The organism is Bacillus sp. 196mf, from assembly GCF_003217275.1.
Taxonomy (GTDB): domain Bacteria; phylum Bacillota; class Bacilli; order Bacillales; family Bacillaceae_G; genus Bacillus_A; species Bacillus_A thuringiensis_S.
Window position 1 is genome coordinate 19,230 of the sequence record NZ_QJTG01000010.1, and the last position, 24,511, is coordinate 43,740.

Sequence of the window (24,511 nt, forward strand, 5' to 3'; positions counted from 1 at the left end):
CCTTACTGATTTGCTAGCTGTGGATCGATGAACGCTAATAATGCACTCACACCTACATAAGATAGACCTAAGAAAATAGCTAATGTTACATAAGTAGAGATTCTTTGTGAACGTGGAGATACTGTAATTCCCCAGCTGATGCAGAATGTCCATAGTCCATTTGCAAAGTGGAAAATTGTTGAAACAACACCAACTAAGTAGAATGCAAACATAGCTGGATTGTTTAAAATATCTGCCATCATATCATAGTTTACCTCTTTACCTAACATTGCTTGAATACGAGTTTCCCAGACGTGCCAAGAAATGAAAATCAGCGTAACGATACCTGAAATTCTTTGGAAAACGAACATCCAGTTACGGAAATAACCGTAAGAAACCGCATTGTTCTTAGCTGTAAATGCAATATATAAGCCATATATAGCATGGTACAGTATCGGTAAAAAGATGATGAAAATTTCTAGCGCATACCGGAATGGAAGGAGCTCCATAAAGCCTGCAGCCTTGTTAAAAGCCTCTGCTCCTCTTGTTGCAAAGTTGTTTACAATTAGATGTTGCGTCAAAAAGACACCAACCGGGATGACCCCCATTAATGAGTGCCACTTACGAAACGTATACTCGCGGCCTTTCATGTCCCCATTACCCCCTTGAATGTTTGACTGCTGTTTTCAGATTAATTTATAACAATAATGTTTTTTCACTATTGGCATAAGAAAAACTGAAAAAATTATTCGAAATATTTCAGCATAATTTGATAACAAGTTCATTTTACCCCTATTTTTGTCGAAGCGTCAAGAAAACGTATACATAATTTGCATATAATTTGGCAATTCTTTTTTTCTTCTTAGATATTCAGATTTCCCTAAAGAAAAATCTGTTTTTATAAATGAAAAATGTTATATAATAATCCCTATAGAAAGAGGGGAATATTGTGAGTAAAAATACAATCGATATAACATCTTTAGAAGATGTTTCATTGAACGCCTTCGCTTATGAATTGCTACGTGAAGAATTACTACCTGATTTAATCGGCAACGATTTAGATGGTATTTTATACTGGTCTGGTAGAAACCTTGCAAGAAAATATCCGCTAGAAACAATTGAAGAAGTCATTCAGTTCTTTGAAAAAGCTGGCTGGGGCACTTTAAGCATTATTGAACATAAGCGTCGTGAAATGCAGTTCCAACTTAAAGGCACACTCATTGCAGAACGTCAAAAACAAAAACGACATTCTTCTTATCAACTAGAAGCTGGATTCATCGCTGAACAAATTCAAAAGCAACGGAACGTCGTTGCAGAGTCATACGAAGAAAAGAAAAAACGTTCTGACTCTATTACATTTCTTGTAAAATGGGATATAAAAGATCTCATTGAAGTGTAAGCATTACCTACAGTCAACTAGACATATCAGTTTAGTTGACTTTTTTGTATTTTCATTCAGATGCATTTATTTTAAATCTTCAGAAATTATACCAAAAAACAGAAGACGTTGTAAACTACAACGTCTTCTTATCTGTTAAATACGTATAAATCGTCTCCGCGACATTTTTCGGCATACCCGCTTCGACAAATTCCTCTATAGAAGCTTCTTTCATCTTCTTTAATGAACCAAAATGTTTTAACAATACCTTTTTCCGTTTATCACCTATTCCTGGAATGTCATCCAATGCTGATTGAATGACAGATTTCCCATGTAATTGACGATGGAATGTAATCGCAAATCGATGCACCTCATCTTGAATACGCTGCAATAAATAAAATTCTTGGCTATTTCTCTCAAGCATCACAGGTTCCGGTGGGTCCCCAATAATTAAATGGGAGGTTTTATGTTTATCATCTTTCACAAGACCTGCCATCGGAATATATAATCCGAGCTCATTCTCTAGAATATCACTTGCAGCCGCTAGATGGCCTTTTCCTCCATCAATAATAATCAAATCAGGTAAAGGTGAATTTTCTTTAAGGGCCCTTGTATAACGGCGCCTCACAACTTCTCTCATAGACTCATAATCGTCTGGTCCTTGAACCGTTTTAATTTTATATTTTCGATACTCTTTCTTCGCCGGTTTCCCATCGATAAAAGCAATCATTGCAGAAACAGGATTTGTTCCTTGAATATTTGAGTTATCAAACGCTTCAATACGATACGGCGTTTCAATCCCAAGCTGCTTCCCTAAATGATCTACTGCTTTAATCGTTCGTTCTTCATCACGTTCAATTAAGTAAAACTTCTCTTCAAGAGCAATTTTCGCGTTTTTATTTGCTAATTCTACAAGGTCTTTTTTCTTACCACGTTTCGGCTGTGTCGCTTCTACTTCTAAAAAGCGCTCTACTAATTCCGAGTCTATACTTCCTGGAACGACAATTTCCTTCGGCTTAAAATGACTACTGTTTTCATAAAATTGGCCGATAAACGTTAAAAAGCCCTCTTCTGGTTCATCGTAAATTGGAAACATAGAAACATCACGTTCAATTAGCTTTCCTTTTCGAACGAAGAAAACTTGAACACACATCCATCCTTTATCCACTGCATATCCAAACACATCACGATCCACTAAGTCACTCATAATCATCTTTTGTTTTTCCATAATCGCATCAATATGAGCAATTTGATCACGCAACTCTTTTGCACGTTCAAACTCTAGTTTCTCTGAGGCCTCATACATTTTTACTTCTAATTCTGAACGAACTTCTTTATGTCCACCATTTAAAAACTTAATAATTTCATCTACAATTTCTTTATTTTGTTCTTCCGTCACTTCTTTCACACACGGCGCTAAGCATTGACCCATATGATAATACAAACAAACTTTATCTGGCATATTCGTACATTTCCGAAGTGGATACATACGATCTAGCAGTTTTTTCGTTTCATGAGCAGATTGTGCATTTGGATAAGGACCAAAATACTTTCCTTTATCCTTTTTTACATTTCGAGTAATGAGTAAGCGCGGTTGCTTCTCCGCCGTAATTTTAATAAAAGGATATGTTTTATCATCTTTTAATTGAATATTATATTTCGGATCATATTTTTTAATTAGATTTAACTCTAAAATAAGTGCTTCTAAATTCGAAGAGGTTACGATATATTCAAAATCAACAATTTCTCCTACAAGCCGCAGTGTTTTCCCATCATGTGAACCAGTAAAGTACGAGCGCACACGATTTTTAAGCACTTTTGCCTTTCCAACATATATAACCGTTCCTTGCTTATCTTTCATCAAATAACAACCAGGTTGATCTGGTAAAATAGCCAACTTCTCTTTCAAATGTTCGTGCACTCGTCTCCCTCCATTTCTACATACTTAGCATTTTTATTTTCCCTTGAAAACATACTATGCTCAAACACCCAACATACGTTCTTTTATTGTAACGGAAAGACTGTAAAAAAGAAAATAAAAAAAGCTACCAACTGGTAGCTTTTTTATTTTAGAAATGTTTAGAAACTAATTCTACTAACGCTTCTTTCGGTTTGTAACCTAACGTTTGATCAACTACTTTACCGTCTTTTAATACGAAAAGAGCTGGAATGCTCATTACTTCGAATTGACGAGCAGTTTCTTGGTTCTCATCAACATCTACTTTTACTACTTTTACTTTTTCGCCTAGTTCTGCATCGATTTCCTCTAATACAGGAGCGATCATTTTACAAGGTCCACACCAAGGTGCCCAGAAATCTAATAATACAACACCTTCGCTAGTTTCAGCTGCGAAGCTTTGGTCATTTGCGTTTACAATTGCCATTTTATTTCCTCCTTCAAGTATATTCTACCAAGAGTATATCATTAACTTATATACGTGGCGAATAATATGTATCGTTATGTATTGTAACAAAAAAATGTTCCTTTATACTATATAAAAATATGGATTAAATACTAAAAAGATGAGAGACAGGGGATCTCTCACCTTTTTCTATATATAGGGGTACTTCACTTGGAACTCAAGGGTACTTAAATCATGAATGTACTTTTAACTTTTTAAACTCTTCTGTTAAAAGAGGTACAACTTCGAACAAGTCACCAACAATACCGTAGTCAGCTACTTTGAAGATACTTGCTTCTGGATCTTTATTAATCGCAACGATTATTTTTGAGTTAGACATACCTGCTAAATGCTGAATCGCACCAGAAATACCACATGCAATGTATAAGTCTGGCGTAACAACTTTACCAGTTTGACCAATTTGTAATGAGTACTCACAGTATTCAGCGTCACAAGCACCACGAGATGCCCCAACAGCGCCGCCTAGTACGTCAGCTAACTCTTTTAATGGTTTAAATCCTTCTTCACTCTTCACACCGCGTCCGCCAGCGATAATAACTTTCGCTTCAGAAAGATCCACACCTTCTGCTGTTTTACGGACAACATCTTGAATAATTGTACGTAAATCTTTCACATCAACTGTAATAGAAGATACGTCACCGCTGCGAGACTCATCTTTTTCCAGAGTTGCAATGTTATTTGGACGCACTGTCGCAAATAAGATGCCGTCTGTTACAATCTTCTTCTCGAATGCTTTACCAGAGTAAATTGGACGAGTGAAGATAACATTTCCACCTTCAACCTCTAAAGCAGTTACGTCAGAAACTAAACCAGCTTCAAGCTTCGCTGCTAATTTTGGTGATAAATCTTTACCAAGTGCCGTATGTCCAAAGACAATACCTTCTGGATTTTCTTCAGCATGTACAGCTAAAAACGCTTGTGCATAACCATCAGATGTATATGATTTTAATTTATCATTTTCAACTGTCACAACGCGATCTGCACCGTAATGAATCAATTCATTTGCAAAAGAGGCAACGCTGTCTCCAATTAGAAGACCTACTACTTCACCGCCTTCTGCAATTGTTTTTGCTGCTGCTACCGCTTCAAACGAAACGTTACGTAGCGATCCATCACGAACTTCACCCATTACTAATACTTTACGAGCCATAGATTTTCCCTCCTGCATATATAATTTCGTATTTTATTAGATTACTTTCGCTTCTGTATGGAGCAACGATACAAGTTCTTTTACTTGATCTTGCAGCTCGCCTTGTAACACTTTTCCTGCATCTTTCTTAGGAGGCAAATAGATTTCAATTGTTTTTGTCTTTGCTTCCACATCATCTTCTTCTAAATCTAAATCATCTAATTCTAATTCTTCTAGTGGCTTTTTCTTCGCTTTCATAATACCTGGAAGCGATGGGTAACGAGGTTCATTTAAACCTTGCTGTGCTGTTACTAAAACTGGTAATGAAGTTGCAATCACTTCTGTATCACCTTCAACATCACGCTCAATCTTCACATTTGTACCGTCAATTTCAAGTTTTGTAATTGTCGTTACATATGGAATATTTAACGCTTCAGCTACGCGTGGCCCTACTTGTCCAGATGCACCATCAATTGCAACGTTTCCGCCTAAAATTAAATCTGCATCTTTATCTTTTAAATATTCAGCAAGTACTTTTGCTGTCGTGAACTGGTCACCATTTTCTACATCATCTTCAATATTAATTAATACCGCTTTATCACAGCCCATTGCTAATGCAGTACGAAGTTCTTTCTCACTATCTTCGCCACCGACTGTTACAACTGTAACTTCTCCACCTTGTGCGTCTCTTACTTGAATTGCTTCTTCAATTGCATATTCATCGTAAGGGTTGATGATGAATTCCGCTTCGCCATCGTAAATTGCACCGTTTTTAATTACGATTTTTTCTTCTGTATCAAATGTTCGTTTCATGAGTACGTAGATGTTCATTCCATTTACCCCCTTGTTTTTCAGAAAGATTCTATCAATTTTAATTTTCTGTTAATTTATATTAAAAAAATAATTGAACTACCTGCCACTAAATGAAGGTTTACGCTTTTCTAAAAATGCGGCTACACCTTCTCTTCCATCTTCACTCGTAAATACTTCACCAAAAATTTGTGATTCACGTTGTACACCTTCATAGTAATGAGACGATTTTGTCGTTTGCAATAACTCTAGTACAGCACGAGTTGTTGCTGGACTTTTTCCAGCAATTTGTTTTGCAACTTTAAGCGTATCATCTAAAAATGATTCTTCAGAGAACAATCCGTTAACAAGTCCCCACTTTAATGCTTCTGCACCAGTAATTGGTGTACTTGTTAACATCATTTCACAAGCTTTCGCTTTCCCAACATAACGTGGTAAGCGCTGTGTACCTGCAAAGCCAGGAATTAATCCAAGTGTTAATTCAGGTAAACCAAGTTTTGCACTTTCAGTTGCAAAGCGCATGTGGCAAGACATAGCAAACTCAAGGCCGCCGCCCAGTGCCGCTCCATGAATTGCCGCAATAACTGGTTTTGAACATTTTTCAACACGCTCAAACGTAACTTGTCCAAGCTGTGCTAATTCTGTTGCTTGCTTCGCTTCAGTAACAGATGTAAATTCTTTAATATCTGCTCCTGCTGAGAAGAAACGTCCTTCACCGTGAATAACAACAACACGAATGTTATCATCCTTTTCCACTTGATCAATTAATTCAGTAACGTCATGCATAACTTGTGAAGACATCGCATTTGCTGGTGCGTGATTTAACGTCGCCACCGCGATATGATCTTCAACTCTTACAGATAGGAATTTCAACATGATCCCTCCCATTATTGACGATAACCACAAGCTGCAATAAGTAGCCCGTGTACCGTTTTTGAAAGTGCGACCAGATCATACTTATGATCGCTCATTACCCAATTGGTCACAACTTCATCTACTGTTCCAAAGATCATTTGTCTTGCCACGCGAACATTTAAATCTGCTTGAAATTCACCTTGTTTTATACCAGTCTCTAAAATCTCATCCATAACTTGTAAGTAGCCTTTTAATACTTCATTTATTTTAAGGCGCAAGTCTTGATTGGACTGCCTTAGCTCTAATTGCGTAACGATAGCAAGCGGATCATTTTGCGACAACAGCAAGAAGTGCGTTTCTACCAACATGAATAACTTCGATACAGCGCTTTCAATTCCTGCTGTTTTTTGACGAATTGTTTCGACAAATTCTCCCATCTTCTCTTGGAATAAGGATATTAATATATCTTCTTTATTTTTAAAATATAAATAAATCGTACCATCAGCTACCCCAGCTTGCTTTGCGATTTTAGAAACTTGCGCTTGGTGGTACCCATTCTCCGCAATCACAATGACTGCCGCATCAATAATTTGATTGTATTTCGGTCTATTTTTCTTCACTTTACTGTCCCCTTCAAGAAGATGACTGAATGAATAGTCATTCATATTCTTATAATACTGACTATTTAGAAAAGTGTCAATCCTATTTTTTCAAAAAGAAAGGGCCTTAGCCCGTTTGCTCATCCTCATTCTTTCTCTTCTCTTCATCTATTAGAACACGGCGCAAAATTTTCCCTACTGTCGTTTTCGGCAATTCATCTCTAAACTCATATACTTTCGGAACTTTATAAGCCGCTAAATATTTACGTGCAAACTGATTTAATTCTTCCTCAGAGCATTCCGTACCTTCTTTTAACACAACAAATGCTTTAACTGTCTCTCCTCGGTACGGATCTGGAACTCCAATTGTCACTACTTCTTGCACTTTTTCATGCTCATATAATACTTCTTCAACTTCACGAGGATACACATTAAATCCACTCGCGACAATCATATCTTTCTTGCGATCTTTTACATAGAAGAATCCATCTTCATCCATGTAGCCAACATCACCTGTATGGAGCCAGCCATCTTGCAATACAGCCGCTGTTTCCTCTGGCTTATTCCAATATCCTTTCATAATTTGAGGGCCTTTCACTACAATTTCACCTATTTCTCCTGGCGGTAATGCCTCACCAGTTTCAAGCGACATAATGATTGCTTCTGTATCTGGCCACGGAACTCCGATGCTACCTGGCACTCGCTTTTCCCATAAAAAATTACTATGTGTAACCGGAGAGGATTCTGTTAAACCATATCCCTCTACTAGTTTACCACCTGTAACTTTTTCGAACTTTTCCTGTACTTCTACTGGCAGTGGTGCTGATCCACTAATACAAGCACGAATAGAAGAAATATCGTATTCTTTTAAAAGCGGACTATTTAAAAGAGCGATATAAATAGTTGGTGCCCCTGGAAACAATGTCACTTTATGCTTCTTAATCGCTTCAAAAACCATTTTCATATCAAACTTTGGAATAAGGACCATTTTGTATCCTTGCATAATACTTAAATTCATAACAGCTGTCATACCATAAACATGGAAAAATGGAAGAACCCCAAGAACGACTTCTTCTCCTTCTTTGCAATTATATAACCATTGAACTCCCATTAACGTGTTAGAGACGAGGTTTTTATGCGTTAACATAACTCCTTTCGGAAATCCGGTTGTTCCTCCTGTGTACTGTAAAAGAGCTAGATCATTTTCAGGATCACAAGGCACCTCAACATTCGTATTCACTTCTTTTTCTACTGAATTCCAAAGATGAATTGTTTCACTCTCTGATACTTTCACAACTAAATTCGACTGTTTTTTCTGCACAAATGGATACAATAGATTTTTAGGGAATGGTAAAAAGTCTGCAATACGAGTTACGATAATATGCTCAATTTTTGTAGCAGATTGAACATTCGTTACTCTTGGAAACACTAAATCGAGACAAAGAATTACTTTTGCTCCCGAGTCATGAAGCTGATATTCTAATTCCCTTTCTGTATACAGTGGATTGGTTTGTACTACGATACCTCCCGCAAGTAATGTACCGTAATAACCAATTACAGCTTGCGGACAATTCGGCAACATAATAGCAACTCGATCACCCTTTTCCACACCGAGTTTTTGAAGATAATTTGCAAACCGCTTCACCTTATCATGGAAGTCCGAAAACGTAATATCCTTCCCTAAAAAATGAAGCGCTTTCTTTTCTGGGTAGCGAGAAGCCATCTGTTCTACATATCTATGAAGCGGCTGAATATCATAAGAAATCGTACTCGGAATTTCCTCTGGATAACTTTTCAACCATGATTTTTCCACCTTCATTCCCCCTTCAAATACATAAAAAATAAATGAATGTTCATTCATGATGGTTATTTTCATTATATTATAGTCACCATAGCGTTACAATCATAATATTCTGACTTTTGTATAACTATGCTTTACTTCATTAACTTCTTATTATATGTAGAAACTCTCTTAATCTTAAAAGAGTAAGAGAGTTTGTCATTAACTTAATCTTATAATTGTTAATACCGCTCCTGGGGTAGTTGTTGATAATGTCGCAACAGCTAACAAACCAAATAATTGCAAACTAATTGCACTCCCCGCCGCAAGAGTCGTAATAATTGTCGCACTAAATGATGTCGTTGCTAATGCAGGAGAATTAATAGTCCCAGCAAGCGGTGCCCCATTAATTGTAATTCGTGAACTAACTAATAATGAAGCCGTTATATTAATTGAATATGAAATATAATAATTCCCTGCATTTGCAGCCGTAAATACTGTGTTCCCCCCAGACACTGTAATACCTGGACCAATATTCTGATTGTTTGGAAGCGGGACATTTGTTCCACCTAGTAGTACCGATATTGCTGTACCCGACGTATTATTTGCAAATGCGTATGTTGCCGTTATACTTGTGCCTGTTGCTCCTGTTGGACCTGTATCGCCTGTCGCTCCCGTTGGGCCTGTTGCTCCCGTTACTCCTGTCGCCCCCGTTGGACCCGTTGCCCCTGTTATTCCTGTCGCTCCCGTTGGGCCTGTTGCTCCTGTTGCTCCTGTTGCTCCTGTTATTCCTGTCGCTCCCGTTGGGCCTGTTGCTCCTGTTATTCCTGTCGCTCCTGTTGGACCCGTTGCCCCTGTATCGCCTGTTACTCCCGTCGCTCCCGTTGGACCTGTGTCGCCTGTTACTCCTGTCGCCCCCGTTGGACCCGTTGCTCCTGTCGCTCCCGTTGGACCCGTTGCCCCTGTATCGCCTGTTACTCCTGTCGCCCCCGTTGGGCCTGTGCCACCTGTTGCCCCCGTCGGACCGGTTGGACCAAACTTAGGAACTGTCCCATCGCAACTAAAACAGCATGAATCAACATGTACACCATTTTGATTATTACACCCACAATATCCATTTACGTTATTGCTCCATGAAGACATGTTGATCACTTCCTTTACATGCAATCTTTTAAGTACAATCACCGAGTTAGAAAACATCTATCTAAATAACAAAGAAATACTTTACCTATTAGGGATAAACACAGATTTATTCCATACATTCTAGTAATTATTACATGCGATTCTCACTCTTTTTGCTTGTACTTTCGCCCCATCTCCACAGATTATTAACCATACACATTACACTTTCGTACACAGCCAAGTTCCCATTTAAACTTTCCACATTCGCCAATCTTTTTAGTAAAGAAGCTTATTCTTCATAAATAGCGACTATAACATATAAAAATCCGTATAATTTATTGTTTTTAGTCAAAATTTTAAAAAAATATTGACACTTAAATTATCCTCATAGTATGATTTGGTTGTTGTAATTGATAACCATTTTCACTTACGGTGCCAGTTACAAAAAACACTTAATTTGGGGGCAGAAGATGAAGAAAATTCTCAGTATTTTCATAGTAGTTCTTCTATTCGCTGTTGGATGCGGACAGCAAAAAGAGGAGAAAAAAGAAACAAAAGCGGACAATAAAAATCAAGCTATAACAATTAAACACGCTGAAGGGGAAACGAAGTTAGATAAACCAGCGAAAAAAGTAGTTGTACTTGAGTGGGTATATTCAGAAGACTTATTAGCACTTGGTGTTCAGCCAGTAGGGATGGCAGACATTAAGAATTATAATAAATGGGTAAATACAAAAACAAAACCAAGTAAAGATGTTGTAGATGTAGGGACACGTCAACAACCAAACTTAGAAGAAATTAGCCGTTTAAAACCAGACTTAATTATCACAGCTTCATTCCGTGGTAAAGCAATTAAAAATGAATTAGAGCAAATTGCACCAACAGTTATGTTTGATCCATCAACAAGCAATAACGATCACTTTGCTGAAATGACAGAAACATTTAAACAAATTGCAAAAGCAGTTGGAAAAGAAGAAGAAGGTAAAAAAGTATTAGCTGATATGGATAAAGCATTCGCTGATGCAAAAGCAAAAATTGAGAAAGCAGACTTAAAAGATAAAAACATCGCAATGGCACAAGCATTTACTGCTAAAAACGTACCAACGTTCCGTATCTTAACTGACAATTCTTTAGCTTTACAAGTTACAAAAAAATTAGGTTTAACAAATACTTTTGAAGCAGGAAAATCTGAGCCAGATGGTTTCAAACAAACAACTGTAGAATCATTACAAAGTGTACAAGATTCAAACTTCATTTACATTGTAGCGGATGAAGATAACATTTTTGACACGCAACTAAAAGGCAACCCTGCTTGGGAAGAATTAAAGTTCAAAAAAGAAAACAAAATGTATAAATTAAAAGGCGACACTTGGATTTTCGGTGGTCCTGAGTCTGCAACATCTTTAGCAACACAAGTAGCAGATGTAATGACAGCGAAGAAGTGATTACACGATGAATAGCTTACAACATACACTTCGAGCAAGTCTTGTATTCGGAGGAGGAGCAGCTCTCTTGCTCCTCCTTTTCTTTATTCATATCGGACAAGGTCAAGCAAACATTTCCTATAGTATGATTATTGATGCTCTTATCTCACCGAACCAATCGCTAGAACATCAAACTTTAATCATGCTTCGATTACCTAGAGCTGTAATTGCCATTTTAGCTGGAGGTGCTCTTGCTGCATCAGGGGTTATTTTACAAACGTTAACGAAAAATCCACTTGCTGAATCCAGTACAATGGGTATTCACTCTGGCGCATATTTCTTTCTAGTAGCGGCTACAATTTTCTTACCGAAAGGCTTGCAAATTAATTCGCTTCTGTTCACATTTATCGGCGGTGCTATTACTGCTTTATTTGTATACCGTATTTCTGGTGGAAAAAAGGGAACCCCACTTAGAATGGCATTAGCTGGTATGGTCGTTACATTAATGCTCTCTGCCTTTACCGGAACGATGCAGCTTTTCTATGAAAATGAAACAGCTGGTTTATTTTTATGGGGAGCTGGATCTCTTATTCAAAATAACTGGGATGGCGTTCAATTTGCTTTTCCATTTATCATTATTTCTTTCCTAGTTTTACTATTTATATCTCGTAAACTCAACATTCTCTTACTTGGTGATGATGTTGCTGTTTCTCTTGGTGAAAAAACAGCAATAACACGTCTTATCGCCTTCATTGCTGCAATCTTTTTAACAGCAGTAATTGTTACTGTTGTTGGACCAATTGGATTTGTCGGCTTAGTTGCACCTCATTTAATGCGCCTTATCGGATACCGTCAACACTTTACTCTTCTTCTCTCTTCTTTCTTATGGGGGGCAGTATTATTGCTTGGAGCAGATGTTGTCGGTAGATTAATAGATCCAACCGGTGCAGAACTTCCTGTTGGGGCAGTCACAGCAATGATTGGATCTCCTTGGCTTATTTACTTAGTTTATCGAATGATGAAGTCGAAACAATATATGAATGATAACGGTGCGAATGCAGCTGGAGCTAGTTCCCGCTATTACTCTTATAAAAAGGTCATCATTATATCTATCACACTTTGTATTGTGACGATTGCTCTTGGTGTTACAATCGGTAGTAACGCTTATATCGAAAGCATTACTAATGTTATATCAGGTCAATTAACACAATTTGATAAAAATATGATGATGAATCTTCGTTTACCAAGAATGCTCGTTGCCGCTATTGCTGGTGCATGCCTTGCAATAAGTGGGCTTGTTTTCCAAGGTATATTACGAAACCCACTTGCCGATCCTTCTATTATTGGTATTTCATCGGGAGCTGGTGTCGGTGCTTTAACTGTTATGTATGTCTTTCCTGCACTTCCTGGTTTCTTCCTACCAATTGGTGCATTTATTGGTGGACTACTTGCAGTAGGAATTGTCCTCTTCTTCTCATGGAAATCAGGGTTTAGCCCCACAGCTCTTGCTTTAATAGGGATTGGTATTTCTGCACTTGGCTCAGCAATTATTCAAATCTTTATCGTTAGAGCCAATTTGAATGTTGCCGCTGCTTTAACATGGTTATCTGGCAGTACGTATGCAAGAGGGTGGAATCACTTAGAAAATATCATTCTATATCCATCTCTAATTCTTGTATTAATTATCTTTTTCTTAATAAAACAAATTGACGTTCTCGTACTGGGAGACGATTTAGCAACTGGACTTGGGCAACCAGTAAATAAAACACGTCTTGCTCTAATTGTGCTAGCGACACTACTTGCATCAGTAAATATCGCTGCTGTCGGTACAATTGCCTTTTTAGGCCTTGTCGCACCTCACTTAGCAAGAATTGTTGTTGGTATGAACCATCAAAGACTATTCGTTTGTTCAGCACTATTTGGAGCAATCCTTCTTTCTGTTGCTGACTTACTTGGACGTACAATCGCATATCCGAAAGAAATCCCTTCTGGCCTTGTCGTCGCTGTACTTGGAGCGCCTTATTTCTTATGGTTGATGAGGAAGAGTGGGAAGAAGGTTAATTAAAAGACGGCTTCATATATGTGAAGCCGTCTTTTCCTATTATGGCATAAAATTAGCATAGGCTTTGTACATAATATATATAACAAGTGAATACATGATTATATTGAACACACTTCGTTTTAAAGTTAACTTTCTCTTTAATTTCTTATCTTGTAATCTCAATTCTATTCCATTCGCTATTTTCAACCTACCTACTATTTGAAATAACTCTCTGTAATCATCAGCATTTCCCAATAATACGTATTCGTTATCATTTTTATACTTTATATGCAGAAACTCACTTCCACCTTTACGGTCTAATATTGTTTTCATATAAGCTACTTCATTCAATACACATACTTTTAAATCAACTTCATTATAATAACGATCCATAAAAAACACATACAACCGTTTATTTGTAACGATTAACACATTATTAATACCAAAGTTCATTGCAAGAACGCCTATCCCTAATGTCATGGCTGTGCCTGTCTGCCAATTTTTCACACGATGATTTTCGGCAAGCATACTATATAAAATCTCTTCGCTTCCCTGTAACTCTTCTTGTACAACCTCATAACAACGTTTCATTAAAATTGTTTTTGTTACAACTTCTTTTGTACGATCTATTTTCTTTTTATCTATTTTCTCATCATTTCTATAATCATCTACAAAATTATCGCTATACTGTAAGTTATTTAATTCCTGAAGTAACTTTTCTTTATTCATTCCTTTCCCCCCCCAGCAGCTTCTTCAATTTCTTTCTCCCTCTTGAAAGCCTACTATATACCGTATCTCGTGTCATACCGAATTCAAGCGCTATTTCTTGTACGCTATATTCATCTAAATACCTTTTTATAAAAATTTTCTTATCTTCTTCATTCAATTCTTTAATTAAAACGTAAAAATTATAATCTCGCTCTTCTTTTGTTAAATTGATATTTTTTCTATCTTCATATATTTCTTGCTGAAACTCTTGTAATTGATAAACCTTATTACTTTTTCGTTTATAATCAATGGCTCTAAACTTAGCGACAGATATAAGCCAGTTTCTAAACTTCCCACGATTTTCATCATAGCTACTAATGTTGTACCAAACGATTAATAAAATATCGTCAACACATTCATCCACTAACACCTTACTCTGTGCCGTATCTAAAACACTATGAACTACCTTATAAATTAAATCTCCATATCGATCAATTGCTGTATGTAATGCTAACATATCTTGTTTTCGAAGACCTTCTACTATTTCTATATCCTTCACCCTTATCACCACTCTTTATCCAATTCTTTATTCATTATATATACGAATGAGCACATTCGTTTCCTGACACTTTTACAAATATTTTCTAATTGTTTTCATATTGTAGCAATGCTTAAGTAATTATTTCTTATGGAACAGGGATTATACTATCTCTCACGAATTTAATCTATGAACAAAAATAGGAGGGATAACTATGTACCAAACAATTGAAGGCTTCTTGCAATCATGGACATACGAAGCAGAGTCTACTCAGAAAATGCTTGATTCATTAACCGATGCATCTTTATCACAAGAAATTGCACCTGGGCACTGGACGTTAGGTAGAGTTGCTTGGCACATCGTGACGGCAATTCCTGTTATACTATCTGGCACAGGGCTAAAGTTTGAAGGAGAATTGAAAGATTATCCTGTTCCAACTTCTGCAAAAACAATTGCAGATGAATACCGTAAAGTAAACGCGGCTTTTGTTGAAACACTTCAAAGTAAATGGACTGATAAAGACTTAGCTACTATTAATGACTTCTTTGGTCGCCCTATGCCGAATTCTATATTTCTAATGACACTCATTAATCATCAAAATCACCACCGCGGACAAATGACGGTTTTAATGCGACAAGCTGGCTTAACAGTTCCTGGCGTATATGGCCCCGCAAAAGAAGAATGGGCTGCGGCTGGAATGGAAGCTCCTAAAATGTAACGACAAAAAAGACAAGGTGTTTACATATCTTGTCTTTTTCTGTAACTTGTTTCATGTGAAACTATTTTTTAAAATGGTTGTTTTATGGAATATATAGGGTAAAATGAATACATATTACGAAGAGGAGTAACCAAATTGAATACAAAAAATAAAAAAATAGCTATGGGAACTATTTTACTAACTTCTCTTATTGGAGTTATTAGTGTATCTCTTTATTTCACCTATTATGGTACCCCTTGGGGAAAACAAGCAGCAATTACGGACTCAAAAGAGTATATTACAAAATATTTTAATCTAGATGCAGAAGTCAAAAATACTTCTTACGATGCTAAAATGAATAGCTATGCAATCTCCTTTGAAACAAGTACCGACGGCGAGTTTACTATCGAATATAAAAGTCCTAATAACTTTAACATTTCTCCAGACGTGCAAAAGTATTTAAGCACACACTCTAAATTTACAGAGTAGTAACGAAGCGTACATATACAAAAAAGAGTTGGTGTAACGCCAACTCTTTTTCACATATTCTTATCATACAGTTATATCTTCCTTCTCTATATTTTTAATGCCGTAATACGCAATCACAACTCCAATTGCCGCCAATACTAGTTGAAGGGGAAGTAAAGTTGCTGTAGGAAACTCTGGGTTGGTATTCATTGCAATTGAGACAACGATAAGAGATGAAACAATTGTAGTTGGTACTGAACGTTTACGCATTCCGAAATATAATGGGATTAAACTCATCCCCGCAGTTGCAATGGCTAAAGGAACTAGTTTTATTCCTTCTTGCACCAATTGATCTACTGTGAATGAATTAGGAAGAATTGAAAAACAACTATCTATCCCAAAGAAGATTCCTACTACTAAAATGTTAGATACAATAACTGTTATAAATGTTACTATCGCTGTAATAGCCAACTTACTAGCCATCATTTTCTTTCGGTTAATGGGATAAGAAAACATGAGTAGTATTGTTTTATTTTTATATTCGCCAATTATTAACCTTGCTATTAATACACTACCAAAAATAATAAATGTTGCTCTTACTACTGTACTAGCCATTAACAAAATCATCTGCGGATCTCTTATTTCTGGATCTCCTTCTATTTGTGCAATGAAACTAACAAAGATTAATAATGCCAGTATAATAATATTTGCAATAACTGCTCCCCTCACATACCATCCAAACTTAAATTTCTTCAATTCTAACTTCATAAGACGTAGCATGATATTCCTCCTTCCTCCTTGGACTTAATCAATATAAATGACTCCTGTTTCACTTAAAATCTTCGCTTCATTTTTTGCATCACCAATCGTTCCTACTTTTATTTTGTCTGTATTTTTATCTTTCTTAAGTCCTTTTAAATCCACTATTACGTCAGCCGAATTACTTTTAGCCATAAGCTTCAATGATGTAGGGACACCTTTATACCGTACGCCAATATCCCCTGATTCTGTTTCTACAAATAATGATTTTCCTTCTGTCATATCTTTCAGTAATACTTCCCCAGATGTTGAATTGATGTTCATATTTTCATTTTTTACATTTTTACATTTTTTACATTTTTTACATAATTATCTCCAGTAGTGGAAGTTATATTTACTTCTTGTAATGAACTATCTTTTAACATTAAATCTCCGCTTTCGGATGTAAATTCACCCTTCTCTGCCGATAACCCTGTAATCATTCCATCTCCAGATTTTCCTTTTGTCACGATGCTTTTTACTACTATATCTCTTATTTTCACATCACCCGATTTATTATTTACTACAATTTTATCTATTTCTTTCTTCGGAATAGCTATAGATATACTATTTTTCTTCCTAAACGTGAAACCATTAAAAAATCTGTTCATCTTTTGTTTTTGTTTAATCATAATTTTATTTTCATCATTTTCTATTTTGACAGGATCTATCTCTTTATCTACTTGTTCACCTTGAGCGGAAATTACTATTTTATTAGCGTCTTTACTTTTAAATTCAAGATTCCAATTTTCATTGTCTACTTCTATTTCTTTTATATTATTGATTTCAAAAGACTTTTCTTTCTTAAAATCTTTCCCCTGAAACACCTTAAAACCAAAAACCGCACTAGCAATTGTAATGAATAATATTGCAATTACTATTATTTTTTTCACCATTCATACCCCAGTTCGTTTTTTGTTTTAAGCTTGCTTCACGCCACATCGATCTTGTCGATTTTACGAAACGATAGATAACTAATGAAAATTCCTAATAAACAGAGCACGATTGGGATAGCTATAAAATCAAACATACTTACTTGACCGTTTCCAGGTCCAAAGTTACCACTAATCAGCATACCAATTATTACTGCCGAAGTAATCGTTGTCGGTGTCGATTTCTTTCTCATTCCAAAAAACAAAGGAATTAAACTTATACCAGATATCATAAATGCACTTATAATAGTACCTGGAACGATAGCTATTATTTCACCTATCGTAGCTGGTGTTTCAATCAGTCCCATCATTGGACTCACAAAATAAACAAGCAAACTAATAATGAAAGTCGCGATAATGGTACTCACAAAACAAAAACAAAAAACAATTGTTAATTTCGCACTCATTAGCATTTTCCTTTGAAGCGGATACATAAATGATAGTTGTATCGTTTTATTCTTATACTCATCAATTACTAAACGTGATAAAATGACCGAACTAAAAATAATGAATGTTATCCTAATAAAAATATTTACTAAAGCCATATTCTGTGTGAAGTCAGAGAAGAGCATGTCTTCCTCGGCTTTCATTCCCAATGCCATAAGGCTTACTGCAGCGAAAATTGCTATAATACAAATTGCTACCCCTTTAAAGTAACTAGATAATTTATGTTTCTTCCATTCGAGCTTCATTAATCTAAGCATACAAACCACTCCTCCATTCTTTATATAACTGTCTTTATGCAGCTAACATTCTAATTCCAGCAGTAACGAAGCTTAACATTCCTATCACTAGTAGAATTAACAACCATTTCCGCTCTGGTTTTCTATAATATAAAATTCCACTTATTAGCATTACGATAAATCCACTTACCAGGTTCAGCCACAGTCCATTAAGCATGAATACCTTCTCCATCCATTACATTTAAGAAATATTCTTCTAAGGAACTATGTTTCTTATTAATACTTTCAATTTCCACATCGTTCATAATAAGTGCTTTTGAAATGGCCTGCTGAGACGCTGACGTATCATACACACGAATCATGGTTCCACTCATTATTTTGTAGTTTTTTATACCAAGTTTATCTTCTAAAATATAAGCTGCACGTTTCACATCAGGAACAGTGATTTCAATGTACTCTGTTTGCTTTCCGTTAATACTCTTCATTGAAACTTCTTTTATTAGTTTTCCATTTTGAATCACACCAATTGTATCGGCCATTAGTTCCATCTCACCTAAAATATGACTAGAAACTAATAATGTAATACCGTATTCTTTGCAGAGCATTTTAAATAATTCTCGTAACTCTTTAATACCAATTGGATCTAAACCGTTAATTGGTTCATCTAAAATGAGCAATTCTGGCTTTGTCACGATTGCCCTTGCAATACCGAGTCGTTGTTTCATTCCTAATGAAAAATCTTTTACTTTTTTATTATCTATCCCTTGTAGTTTCACTAAATGTAAAGCATGGTCAATTGCATTTTTATCGTAGTAGCCCATATATTCACAATGCAGGTCTAAGTTTTCTTTCGCCGTTAATTTATCATAAAAGATTGGGTATTCAATAATTGTCCCCATTCTTTTTAATACTTCATAAGATGTATCTGTTAATTTCTCACCGAAGATTTCAATATCACCACTCGTCGGTTTTATTAAATTTGTAATCATTTTCATAATCGTTGTTTTACCAGCACCGTTTGGTCCTAAAAAACCGTAAATTTCTCCTTTTTTCACATGCATGTTAACACCGGAAATAACTTCTTTCCCTTTAAACACTTTCGTTAACTGGTTTGTTTTTAATATATATGTCATGTTACTTTCCCCTTTCGCAATACTCTATATTTCTATAATAGACAACGGAAATCTCTTTTTTCTTACCCGTTTCTTACAAATTCCTTACGCTGAAAAAAAGCTTGTAGAATCTACTGCTCTACAAGCTAAAACTGCATCTTTGTTAATACAATTGTAAAAATTGTTTTTTCATACGGTTTACTAGAAAGGTGAATTTTTCCGTCCATCGCTTCCACAAGCCGTTTCGTAATCGTTAATCCTAGACCGCTTCCTTGGTACAATCTATTTCTTGAATCTTCAAGTGTGTACATACGCTCAAATACTTTATCAATATGAGATTCATCAATCCCTTTTCCTTTATCCCATACGTCTATATACACACTCGTTTCATCATCTCTTAACGTCATACCAAGTGCCTTTCCATCGTCTCCATATGTAATCGCATTTGATATTAAATTATTCAATACCCTACCTAATACTTCTACATTTCCAAGTGCGTATATATTTCTTTCTGGTATATCAATATGAACCTGAAAACCTTTCGTCGTCACTAAATCATAAAAAGATAAAATCTTCTCGCGGCAAACTTCATTCATATTTACTTTTGTCATTTCAATTGCTTTGTCACCAGATTCTAATTTTGCCAAGTCAAAAAACTTATGAATTAACTCCATCACTTCTAGTGTTTTCGTATGCACTTTTTCAAGTAATATTTGTTGTTCTTCTTTATTTATCGTTTTATCCTTATTTAACATTTCTGTATATCCAAGAATAACTGTTAGTGGTGTTTTCAAGTCATGCGAAATATTTGAAAGCATTTTTCTCATCGAAATTTCTACTTTTGCATGATCTGCATTCGTTTTCTGTTTTGCATCTAATAATTGATTAATTGCCACTAATAATTTTTGCAATTCTAGATCATCTGTCATAACGAGTAACGTCTCGCCTGTTTTGTCATTTACAATACTTTCTAACTTTTCATATGTGTATCGTAAATTTTTACTACTATTTTTTCTCATTCTATATTGCATATAAATAACACATAACAATATAAAAATAATACCTATTAACAAATTGACCATATTACATCACTTCCAACTTATAGCCGATGCCCCATAACGTTTTAATATATTCTGGATTAGATGGATCACTTTCGATTTTCTCACGCAATCTTCTCATATGAACATTAATAACGTTATCATCACCGTAATACTCTTCATTCCAAACTAACGTATATATTTGCGCTTTTGTAAATACACGATTTTGGTTCTTTACGAATAGCTTTAAAATCTCAAATTCTTTTAAAGTAAGTTTGAGAGGCTTCCCGTTTTTTTCAACTGTAAAATTAATTGGATCAATTGTTAAATCACCAATTTGAATCATTTTTTCTATTGTTTCTGTAGCCGAGTATTTCGTAGACCTCCGAATACCTGCTTTTACACGTGCAGCCAATTCAATCATAGAAAACGGCTTACAAATGTAATCATCTGCTCCAAGTCCTAATCCAACAGCTTTATCAACATCTGTATCTTTTGCCGACATCATTAAAATCGGAACTGCACTTTTTTCACGAATGATTCGTACAACCTCTAAGCCATCTAGCTTTGGCATCATAATGTCAAGGATAATCAAATCAAATGAACCTTTTAAATATGTGTTCACACCTTCTTCTCCATCAGACGCAATTGTTACTTGAAAGCCCTCTTTTATTAAATACTTTTCCACCATCTCTTGAATTGAGATATCATCTTCAACTAATAAAATATGATGTGACATATGTCTATCCCCTTTTTACAAACGTTAACAATCCAATTGTATCGTAACTACTACAGACTGGAAACAATTATATGAATTTTCAAACCAACTTCCCTTCCTTCCTTAACAATGATATGATGAAATTCACTACGATTGTTCATAATTAACTTTATATAAAGGAGACTTATCATGTCAGAGAATAAAAAAGTAAGCTTAGCTGATTTAATGCGCGAACAACTTGCTAAGAAAAAGCAAGGAAATGGAAATGGTCAAAATGCAAAAAATCAAAGCCAAGAAACGAAAAAATTACAAAACCAACAAACGAAGAAAACAAACAACCAACGTAGACGTACAGGTGTGTAAATGAACGGACAAAAACGTTCTAATATCGCGCCCGGTCTTGAAGTTGATATTGTATTAAAACAAGATCAACGAACAGGCAAATTAACACGTGGAATTGTAAAAGATATTTTAACAAAATCCCCTTCTCATCCGCATGGCATTAAAGTACGATTGCAGGACGGGCAAGTCGGTAGAGTACAAAATATCGTTCAATAAGAAAAGGAGCTCAAGTAAACTCGAGCTCCTTTTCTTTATTAACCTTTAATTTTCTCGATGAAAACTACTTTTAAGTAGTCTCCTTCTTTAAATTGATCAATGGTACGGAAATCTTCTGGTAAAGAATGTTCTTCTAATATTTTATATTTGCCATTCATTTCTTTAAAGGCTGTATCGATAAAGCCTTTAAACTTTTTCATATCGAATGCGCTACAATTTGTAGAAGCAACGATAATACCGTTATTTTCTGTAATAGCAATTGTTTCTTTTAATAAATTTTTATAATCTTTTGCTGCACTAAATGTATATTTTTTTGATCGGGCGAAGCTTGGAGGATCAAGTACGACCATATCAAATTTCATCTTTTTCTTCGCTGCATATTTGAAGTAAAGAAATACATCTTCTACAATAATATCTTGTGCTTCATAATCAACTTCATTGACACTAAACTGCTCAATTGTTTTACTTAAACTACGATTTGCAAGGTCAACACTCGTCGTTTTACTCGCTCCGCCCAGCGCTGCAAATACAGAGAAAGCACCTGTATAAGAGAACATATTTAACACTGTTCTTCCCTTTGCATATTTATCACGAATTTGTTTTCGCACGTTACGCTGATCTAAAAATACACCAACCATCGCTCCGTCATTTAAATATACAGCGAAGTTCACACCATTCTCTTTTACGATAAGCGGGAACTCACCGCGCTCTCCTGCTACGAAATCATCACCTTCAATGTATTTCCCTTTCGTATCAAAACGCTTTTTCTCATAAATGCCTTTAAAGTTTGCTACTTTTTGAAGAGCTGCTATAATCTCATCTCTGAAAGTGTAAATCCCTTCACTATACCAACTTACTACGTAGTAGCCGTCATAGTAATCAATAATTAATCCGCCAAGACCATCACCTTCACCATTCACCACACGGAATGCTGTCGTATCACTTGATTTATAAAATTGTTTTCGTTTATGTAAGGCAGATTTGATTTTACTTTCAAAGAAAGATTGATTAATTTGTTCACTCTCTTTTCTCGTTAAAATCCAGCCGTACCCTTTATTTTGTTTTCCATAATAACCTTTTCCGACAAAGTTATTCTTCTCATCTACTACTTTGATGATTGTCCCTTCTTCACGAACATCGTTTAAATTTTGAATTGCATCTTTTAAAATAAGTGGGTATCCACTTTTAATTTCTTTTATAAATTTCGGTTTTATTTTTATAGTTACTTCTGATCGCATATAATAACTTCCTTTCCATTTGCATGCTTTCTCTATAGGAAGCATTTAAAAAACGAGCCTGAAAAAACAGCCTCGTTTCACTATACCATATTATTGCTTTGCTAGTACAACTCGCTCATTCTCGTACTTAACCGCCACATATTTACTACGTTTTGAAATGGAATTCTCACTGTCCAAAATAATAGAAAAAAATTATATATTTCACATTTACCATTGACATTGATAATGATTTTCATTATCATTTAATGTATATGAGTTCTTGAAAATATAGCTACATTTATAGGAGGAATAAACATGATTATTGTTACAAATACAGCTAAAATTACAAAGGGAAATGGACATAAATTAATTGAGCGTTTTAATAAAGTAGGTAAAGTTGAAACGATGCCAGGCTTTTTAGGTCTAGAAGTTCTTTTAACGCAAAATACCGTTGATTATGATGAAGTAACAATTAGCACTCGCTGGAATGCAAAAGAAGATTTCCAAGGTTGGACAAAGAGCGCCGCATTTAAAGATGCTCACTCACATCAAGGCGGGATGCCAGAATATATTCTTGATAATAAAATTGCTTACTATGATGTAAAAGTTGTACGTATGCCAATGGCTGCAGCACAGTAAATACAGTTCTTTTTTAAAGTATAGAATATGAGAAGCGTTATCTATCACTTCTCATATTCTATACTTTTTTCTTTAATTTCTTTTTACTAATTTTGCGTGTACAACTAGCCTTCCAGCCTCTGGATCAAGCGCATAGTCACAAGTAGAAAGTGTTACAATTTCATCATTAGCCGTCAATTCCGTATCCGTTTTGTACAGTGATTTTTCTTGAATTTCCTTTAAGAACGATGTATATGCTGCATCATTTTCAAAATCCGTTTCAATGTAATAAAAGTCCGTTGTTGTCGTGTATACTGAAAAAACTTCAACGTCGTATCCTTCAAATAATGTATCGTAATATAATTTACGATGGGACATGAAAAAGTCTTCGTCCAACATCTTTTTTAAACTACCAAACATAGAACCGTCTTTCATACGATGACCATATAAAATCGTATTGCGATTTCGAGATTTCACATCATTACGATGGTCCATAAAAATGCTGCCCGCTCTCATATCTTCACCTTTATAATTACGAAATAAATAGTACTCATTATCTTTTGCTTGAACGATTGGATAATTAATTTGTGTATCATCCATCGTAATCCATCCGACTATCTCTGGATTAATTTTCTGGAGATCCTGAAACTGTTTACGTACCTCTCCGTCTTCCGATTTTTCTTCCATTGGACTTCTTTTATAAATATGTTGTGCCTCAGCCATTACTTTACGATTTTCATAATAATCCATGAAAATCCCGCCCAACTCATACATTGAATAGAAAAAGATTCCTAAAAACGCAATTGTAAGTATGCGTTGAAAAAAAGAATTCTTTTTCCGTCCTTTCTTGCTATTCAAATTATCACCTCAAAACGGATTATGCTCAG

The 24,511-nt window shown here is 35.4% G+C and carries 27 protein-coding genes and 1 pseudogene; 8 read left to right on the forward strand and 20 right to left on the reverse strand.

From position 1 onward, the window contains the following. Positions 1-2: 2 nt before the first annotated feature. Entirely contained in the window at positions 3-629 is a 627-nt protein-coding gene (gene sdhC, locus ATL10_RS15610; protein ID WP_000678354.1) for a succinate dehydrogenase cytochrome B558, read from the reverse strand. 299 nt (positions 630-928) lie between these two features. Here sdhC and ATL10_RS15615 point away from each other — a divergent pair, with 299 nt between their 5' ends. Further along, complete coding sequence (locus ATL10_RS15615; RefSeq protein ID WP_000042214.1) at positions 929-1,378, forward strand: YslB family protein; 450 nt, start codon at positions 929-931, stop codon at positions 1,376-1,378. 115 nt (positions 1,379-1,493) lie between these two features. Here the strand turns inward: ATL10_RS15615 and uvrC are convergent, their stop codons facing one another. The 8 genes from uvrC to ATL10_RS15655 all read right to left on the reverse strand — a co-directional run bounded on the left by uvrC (position 1,494) and on the right by ATL10_RS15655 (position 10,096). Further along, positions 1,494-3,278 (reverse strand): excinuclease ABC subunit C, encoded by a 1,785-nt coding sequence (uvrC, locus tag ATL10_RS15620; RefSeq protein ID WP_000544300.1) that lies wholly within the window; start codon positions 3,276-3,278, stop codon positions 1,494-1,496. 148 nt (positions 3,279-3,426) lie between these two features. Continuing rightward, the gene (gene trxA, locus ATL10_RS15625) at positions 3,427-3,741 is read right to left on the reverse strand and encodes a thioredoxin (RefSeq protein ID WP_001018944.1); all 315 of its coding nucleotides are present in this window, start codon (positions 3,739-3,741) and stop codon (positions 3,427-3,429) included. A 211-nt stretch (positions 3,742-3,952) separates the two neighbouring features. Next, positions 3,953-4,930, reverse strand: coding sequence for an electron transfer flavoprotein subunit alpha (gene etfA / locus ATL10_RS15630; RefSeq protein WP_000101946.1), 978 nt, complete (start codon positions 4,928-4,930; stop codon positions 3,953-3,955). A gap of 36 nt (positions 4,931-4,966) precedes the next feature. Continuing rightward, positions 4,967-5,740, reverse strand: coding sequence for an electron transfer flavoprotein subunit beta (gene etfB / locus ATL10_RS15635; RefSeq protein ID WP_001029028.1), 774 nt, complete (start codon positions 5,738-5,740; stop codon positions 4,967-4,969). A 78-nt stretch (positions 5,741-5,818) separates the two neighbouring features. Further along, positions 5,819-6,595, reverse strand: coding sequence for an enoyl-CoA hydratase (locus ATL10_RS15640; RefSeq protein ID WP_000911291.1), 777 nt, complete (start codon positions 6,593-6,595; stop codon positions 5,819-5,821). A gap of 11 nt (positions 6,596-6,606) precedes the next feature. Continuing rightward, positions 6,607-7,194 (reverse strand): TetR/AcrR family transcriptional regulator, encoded by a 588-nt coding sequence (locus ATL10_RS15645; protein WP_000742223.1) that lies wholly within the window; start codon positions 7,192-7,194, stop codon positions 6,607-6,609. A 106-nt stretch (positions 7,195-7,300) separates the two neighbouring features. Further along, a complete protein-coding gene (locus ATL10_RS15650) occupies positions 7,301-8,986 on the reverse strand; it encodes a long-chain-fatty-acid--CoA ligase (RefSeq protein ID WP_063548716.1) in 1,686 nt (561 codons plus the stop codon). A gap of 189 nt (positions 8,987-9,175) precedes the next feature. Next, on the reverse strand, positions 9,176-10,096 hold the full coding sequence (locus tag ATL10_RS15655; RefSeq protein WP_142669964.1) for a BclA C-terminal domain-containing protein: 921 nt from the start codon (positions 10,094-10,096) through the stop codon (positions 9,176-9,178). A gap of 449 nt (positions 10,097-10,545) precedes the next feature. On the opposite strand from ATL10_RS15655, the gene ATL10_RS15660 reads away from it, so the two are divergent. Both ATL10_RS15660 and fhuB read left to right on the forward strand, forming a co-directional pair. After that, complete coding sequence (locus ATL10_RS15660; RefSeq protein WP_000722821.1) at positions 10,546-11,520, forward strand: ABC transporter substrate-binding protein; 975 nt, start codon at positions 10,546-10,548, stop codon at positions 11,518-11,520. Positions 11,521-11,527: 7 nt separating this feature from the next. Then, entirely contained in the window at positions 11,528-13,564 is a 2,037-nt protein-coding gene (fhuB, locus tag ATL10_RS15665; protein WP_098236048.1) for a Fe(3+)-hydroxamate ABC transporter permease FhuB, read from the forward strand. 36 nt (positions 13,565-13,600) lie between these two features. Here the strand turns inward: fhuB and ATL10_RS15670 are convergent, their stop codons facing one another. Together ATL10_RS15670 and ATL10_RS15675 are read right to left on the reverse strand one after the other, a co-directional pair. Beyond that, positions 13,601-14,269, reverse strand: coding sequence for a septation ring formation regulator EzrA (locus tag ATL10_RS15670; protein WP_090976972.1), 669 nt, complete (start codon positions 14,267-14,269; stop codon positions 13,601-13,603). After that, positions 14,262-14,816 carry a sigma-70 family RNA polymerase sigma factor gene (locus ATL10_RS15675; RefSeq protein WP_098236049.1) on the reverse strand — a complete coding sequence of 185 codons (555 nt, stop codon included), beginning with the start codon at positions 14,814-14,816 and terminating at the stop codon, positions 14,262-14,264. Before ATL10_RS15675 ends, ATL10_RS15670 begins: the two co-directional genes overlap by 8 nt. A gap of 184 nt (positions 14,817-15,000) precedes the next feature. Here ATL10_RS15675 and ATL10_RS15680 point away from each other — a divergent pair, with 184 nt between their 5' ends. Both ATL10_RS15680 and ATL10_RS15685 read left to right on the forward strand, forming a co-directional pair. Beyond that, on the forward strand, positions 15,001-15,504 hold the full coding sequence (locus ATL10_RS15680) for a DinB family protein (protein ID WP_000284979.1): 504 nt from the start codon (positions 15,001-15,003) through the stop codon (positions 15,502-15,504). 135 nt (positions 15,505-15,639) lie between these two features. Further along, complete coding sequence (locus tag ATL10_RS15685; RefSeq protein WP_001093300.1) at positions 15,640-15,972, forward strand: YfjL-like protein; 333 nt, start codon at positions 15,640-15,642, stop codon at positions 15,970-15,972. 63 nt (positions 15,973-16,035) lie between these two features. Here ATL10_RS15685 and ATL10_RS15690 read toward each other — a convergent pair whose 3' ends face one another. The 7 genes and pseudogenes from ATL10_RS15690 to ATL10_RS15720 form a co-directional block, all read right to left on the reverse strand. After that, entirely contained in the window at positions 16,036-16,731 is a 696-nt protein-coding gene (locus ATL10_RS15690; RefSeq protein WP_086422831.1) for an ABC transporter permease, read from the reverse strand. Between the two features lie 24 nt (positions 16,732-16,755). Continuing rightward, a pseudogene (locus ATL10_RS15695) lies at positions 16,756-17,642 on the reverse strand (DUF4097 family beta strand repeat-containing protein). 38 nt (positions 17,643-17,680) lie between these two features. Next, a complete protein-coding gene (locus ATL10_RS15700; protein ID WP_000945210.1) occupies positions 17,681-18,385 on the reverse strand; it encodes an ABC transporter permease in 705 nt (234 codons plus the stop codon). Between the two features lie 34 nt (positions 18,386-18,419). Then, positions 18,420-18,581: a hypothetical protein gene (locus ATL10_RS31295; RefSeq protein WP_000931814.1), complete on the reverse strand. Its 162-nt coding sequence runs from the start codon at positions 18,579-18,581 to the stop codon at positions 18,420-18,422. Further along, on the reverse strand, positions 18,574-19,497 hold the full coding sequence (locus ATL10_RS15710; protein WP_000221065.1) for an ABC transporter ATP-binding protein: 924 nt from the start codon (positions 19,495-19,497) through the stop codon (positions 18,574-18,576). The genes ATL10_RS31295 and ATL10_RS15710 overlap by 8 nt, the downstream gene beginning before the upstream one ends. A 125-nt stretch (positions 19,498-19,622) precedes the next feature. After that, positions 19,623-20,558: a HAMP domain-containing histidine kinase gene (locus ATL10_RS15715; protein WP_061660443.1), complete on the reverse strand. Its 936-nt coding sequence runs from the start codon at positions 20,556-20,558 to the stop codon at positions 19,623-19,625. Between the two features lies 1 nt (position 20,559). After that, on the reverse strand, positions 20,560-21,252 hold the full coding sequence (locus ATL10_RS15720) for a response regulator transcription factor (protein WP_000018029.1): 693 nt from the start codon (positions 21,250-21,252) through the stop codon (positions 20,560-20,562). A 168-nt stretch (positions 21,253-21,420) separates the two neighbouring features. Here ATL10_RS15720 and ATL10_RS31300 point away from each other — a divergent pair, with 168 nt between their 5' ends. Together ATL10_RS31300 and ATL10_RS15730 are read left to right on the forward strand one after the other, a co-directional pair. Further along, the gene (locus ATL10_RS31300; protein WP_001293578.1) at positions 21,421-21,594 is read left to right on the forward strand and encodes a hypothetical protein; all 174 of its coding nucleotides are present in this window, start codon (positions 21,421-21,423) and stop codon (positions 21,592-21,594) included. Beyond that, positions 21,595-21,789: a YwbE family protein gene (locus ATL10_RS15730; RefSeq protein ID WP_001014307.1), complete on the forward strand. Its 195-nt coding sequence runs from the start codon at positions 21,595-21,597 to the stop codon at positions 21,787-21,789. A 38-nt stretch (positions 21,790-21,827) separates the two neighbouring features. Here ATL10_RS15730 and ATL10_RS15735 read toward each other — a convergent pair whose 3' ends face one another. After that, positions 21,828-23,027, reverse strand: coding sequence for a class I SAM-dependent rRNA methyltransferase (locus tag ATL10_RS15735; protein WP_053563583.1), 1,200 nt, complete (start codon positions 23,025-23,027; stop codon positions 21,828-21,830). 294 nt (positions 23,028-23,321) lie between these two features. On the opposite strand from ATL10_RS15735, the gene isdG reads away from it, so the two are divergent. Next, positions 23,322-23,645, forward strand: a complete 324-nt coding sequence (gene isdG, locus ATL10_RS15740) for a heme oxygenase (RefSeq protein WP_000587818.1) — start codon at positions 23,322-23,324, stop codon at positions 23,643-23,645. 72 nt (positions 23,646-23,717) lie between these two features. Here the strand turns inward: isdG and srtB are convergent, their stop codons facing one another. After that, complete coding sequence (gene srtB, locus ATL10_RS15745) at positions 23,718-24,482, reverse strand: class B sortase (RefSeq protein WP_090976964.1); 765 nt, start codon at positions 24,480-24,482, stop codon at positions 23,718-23,720. Between the last annotated feature and the right edge of the window lie 29 nt (positions 24,483-24,511).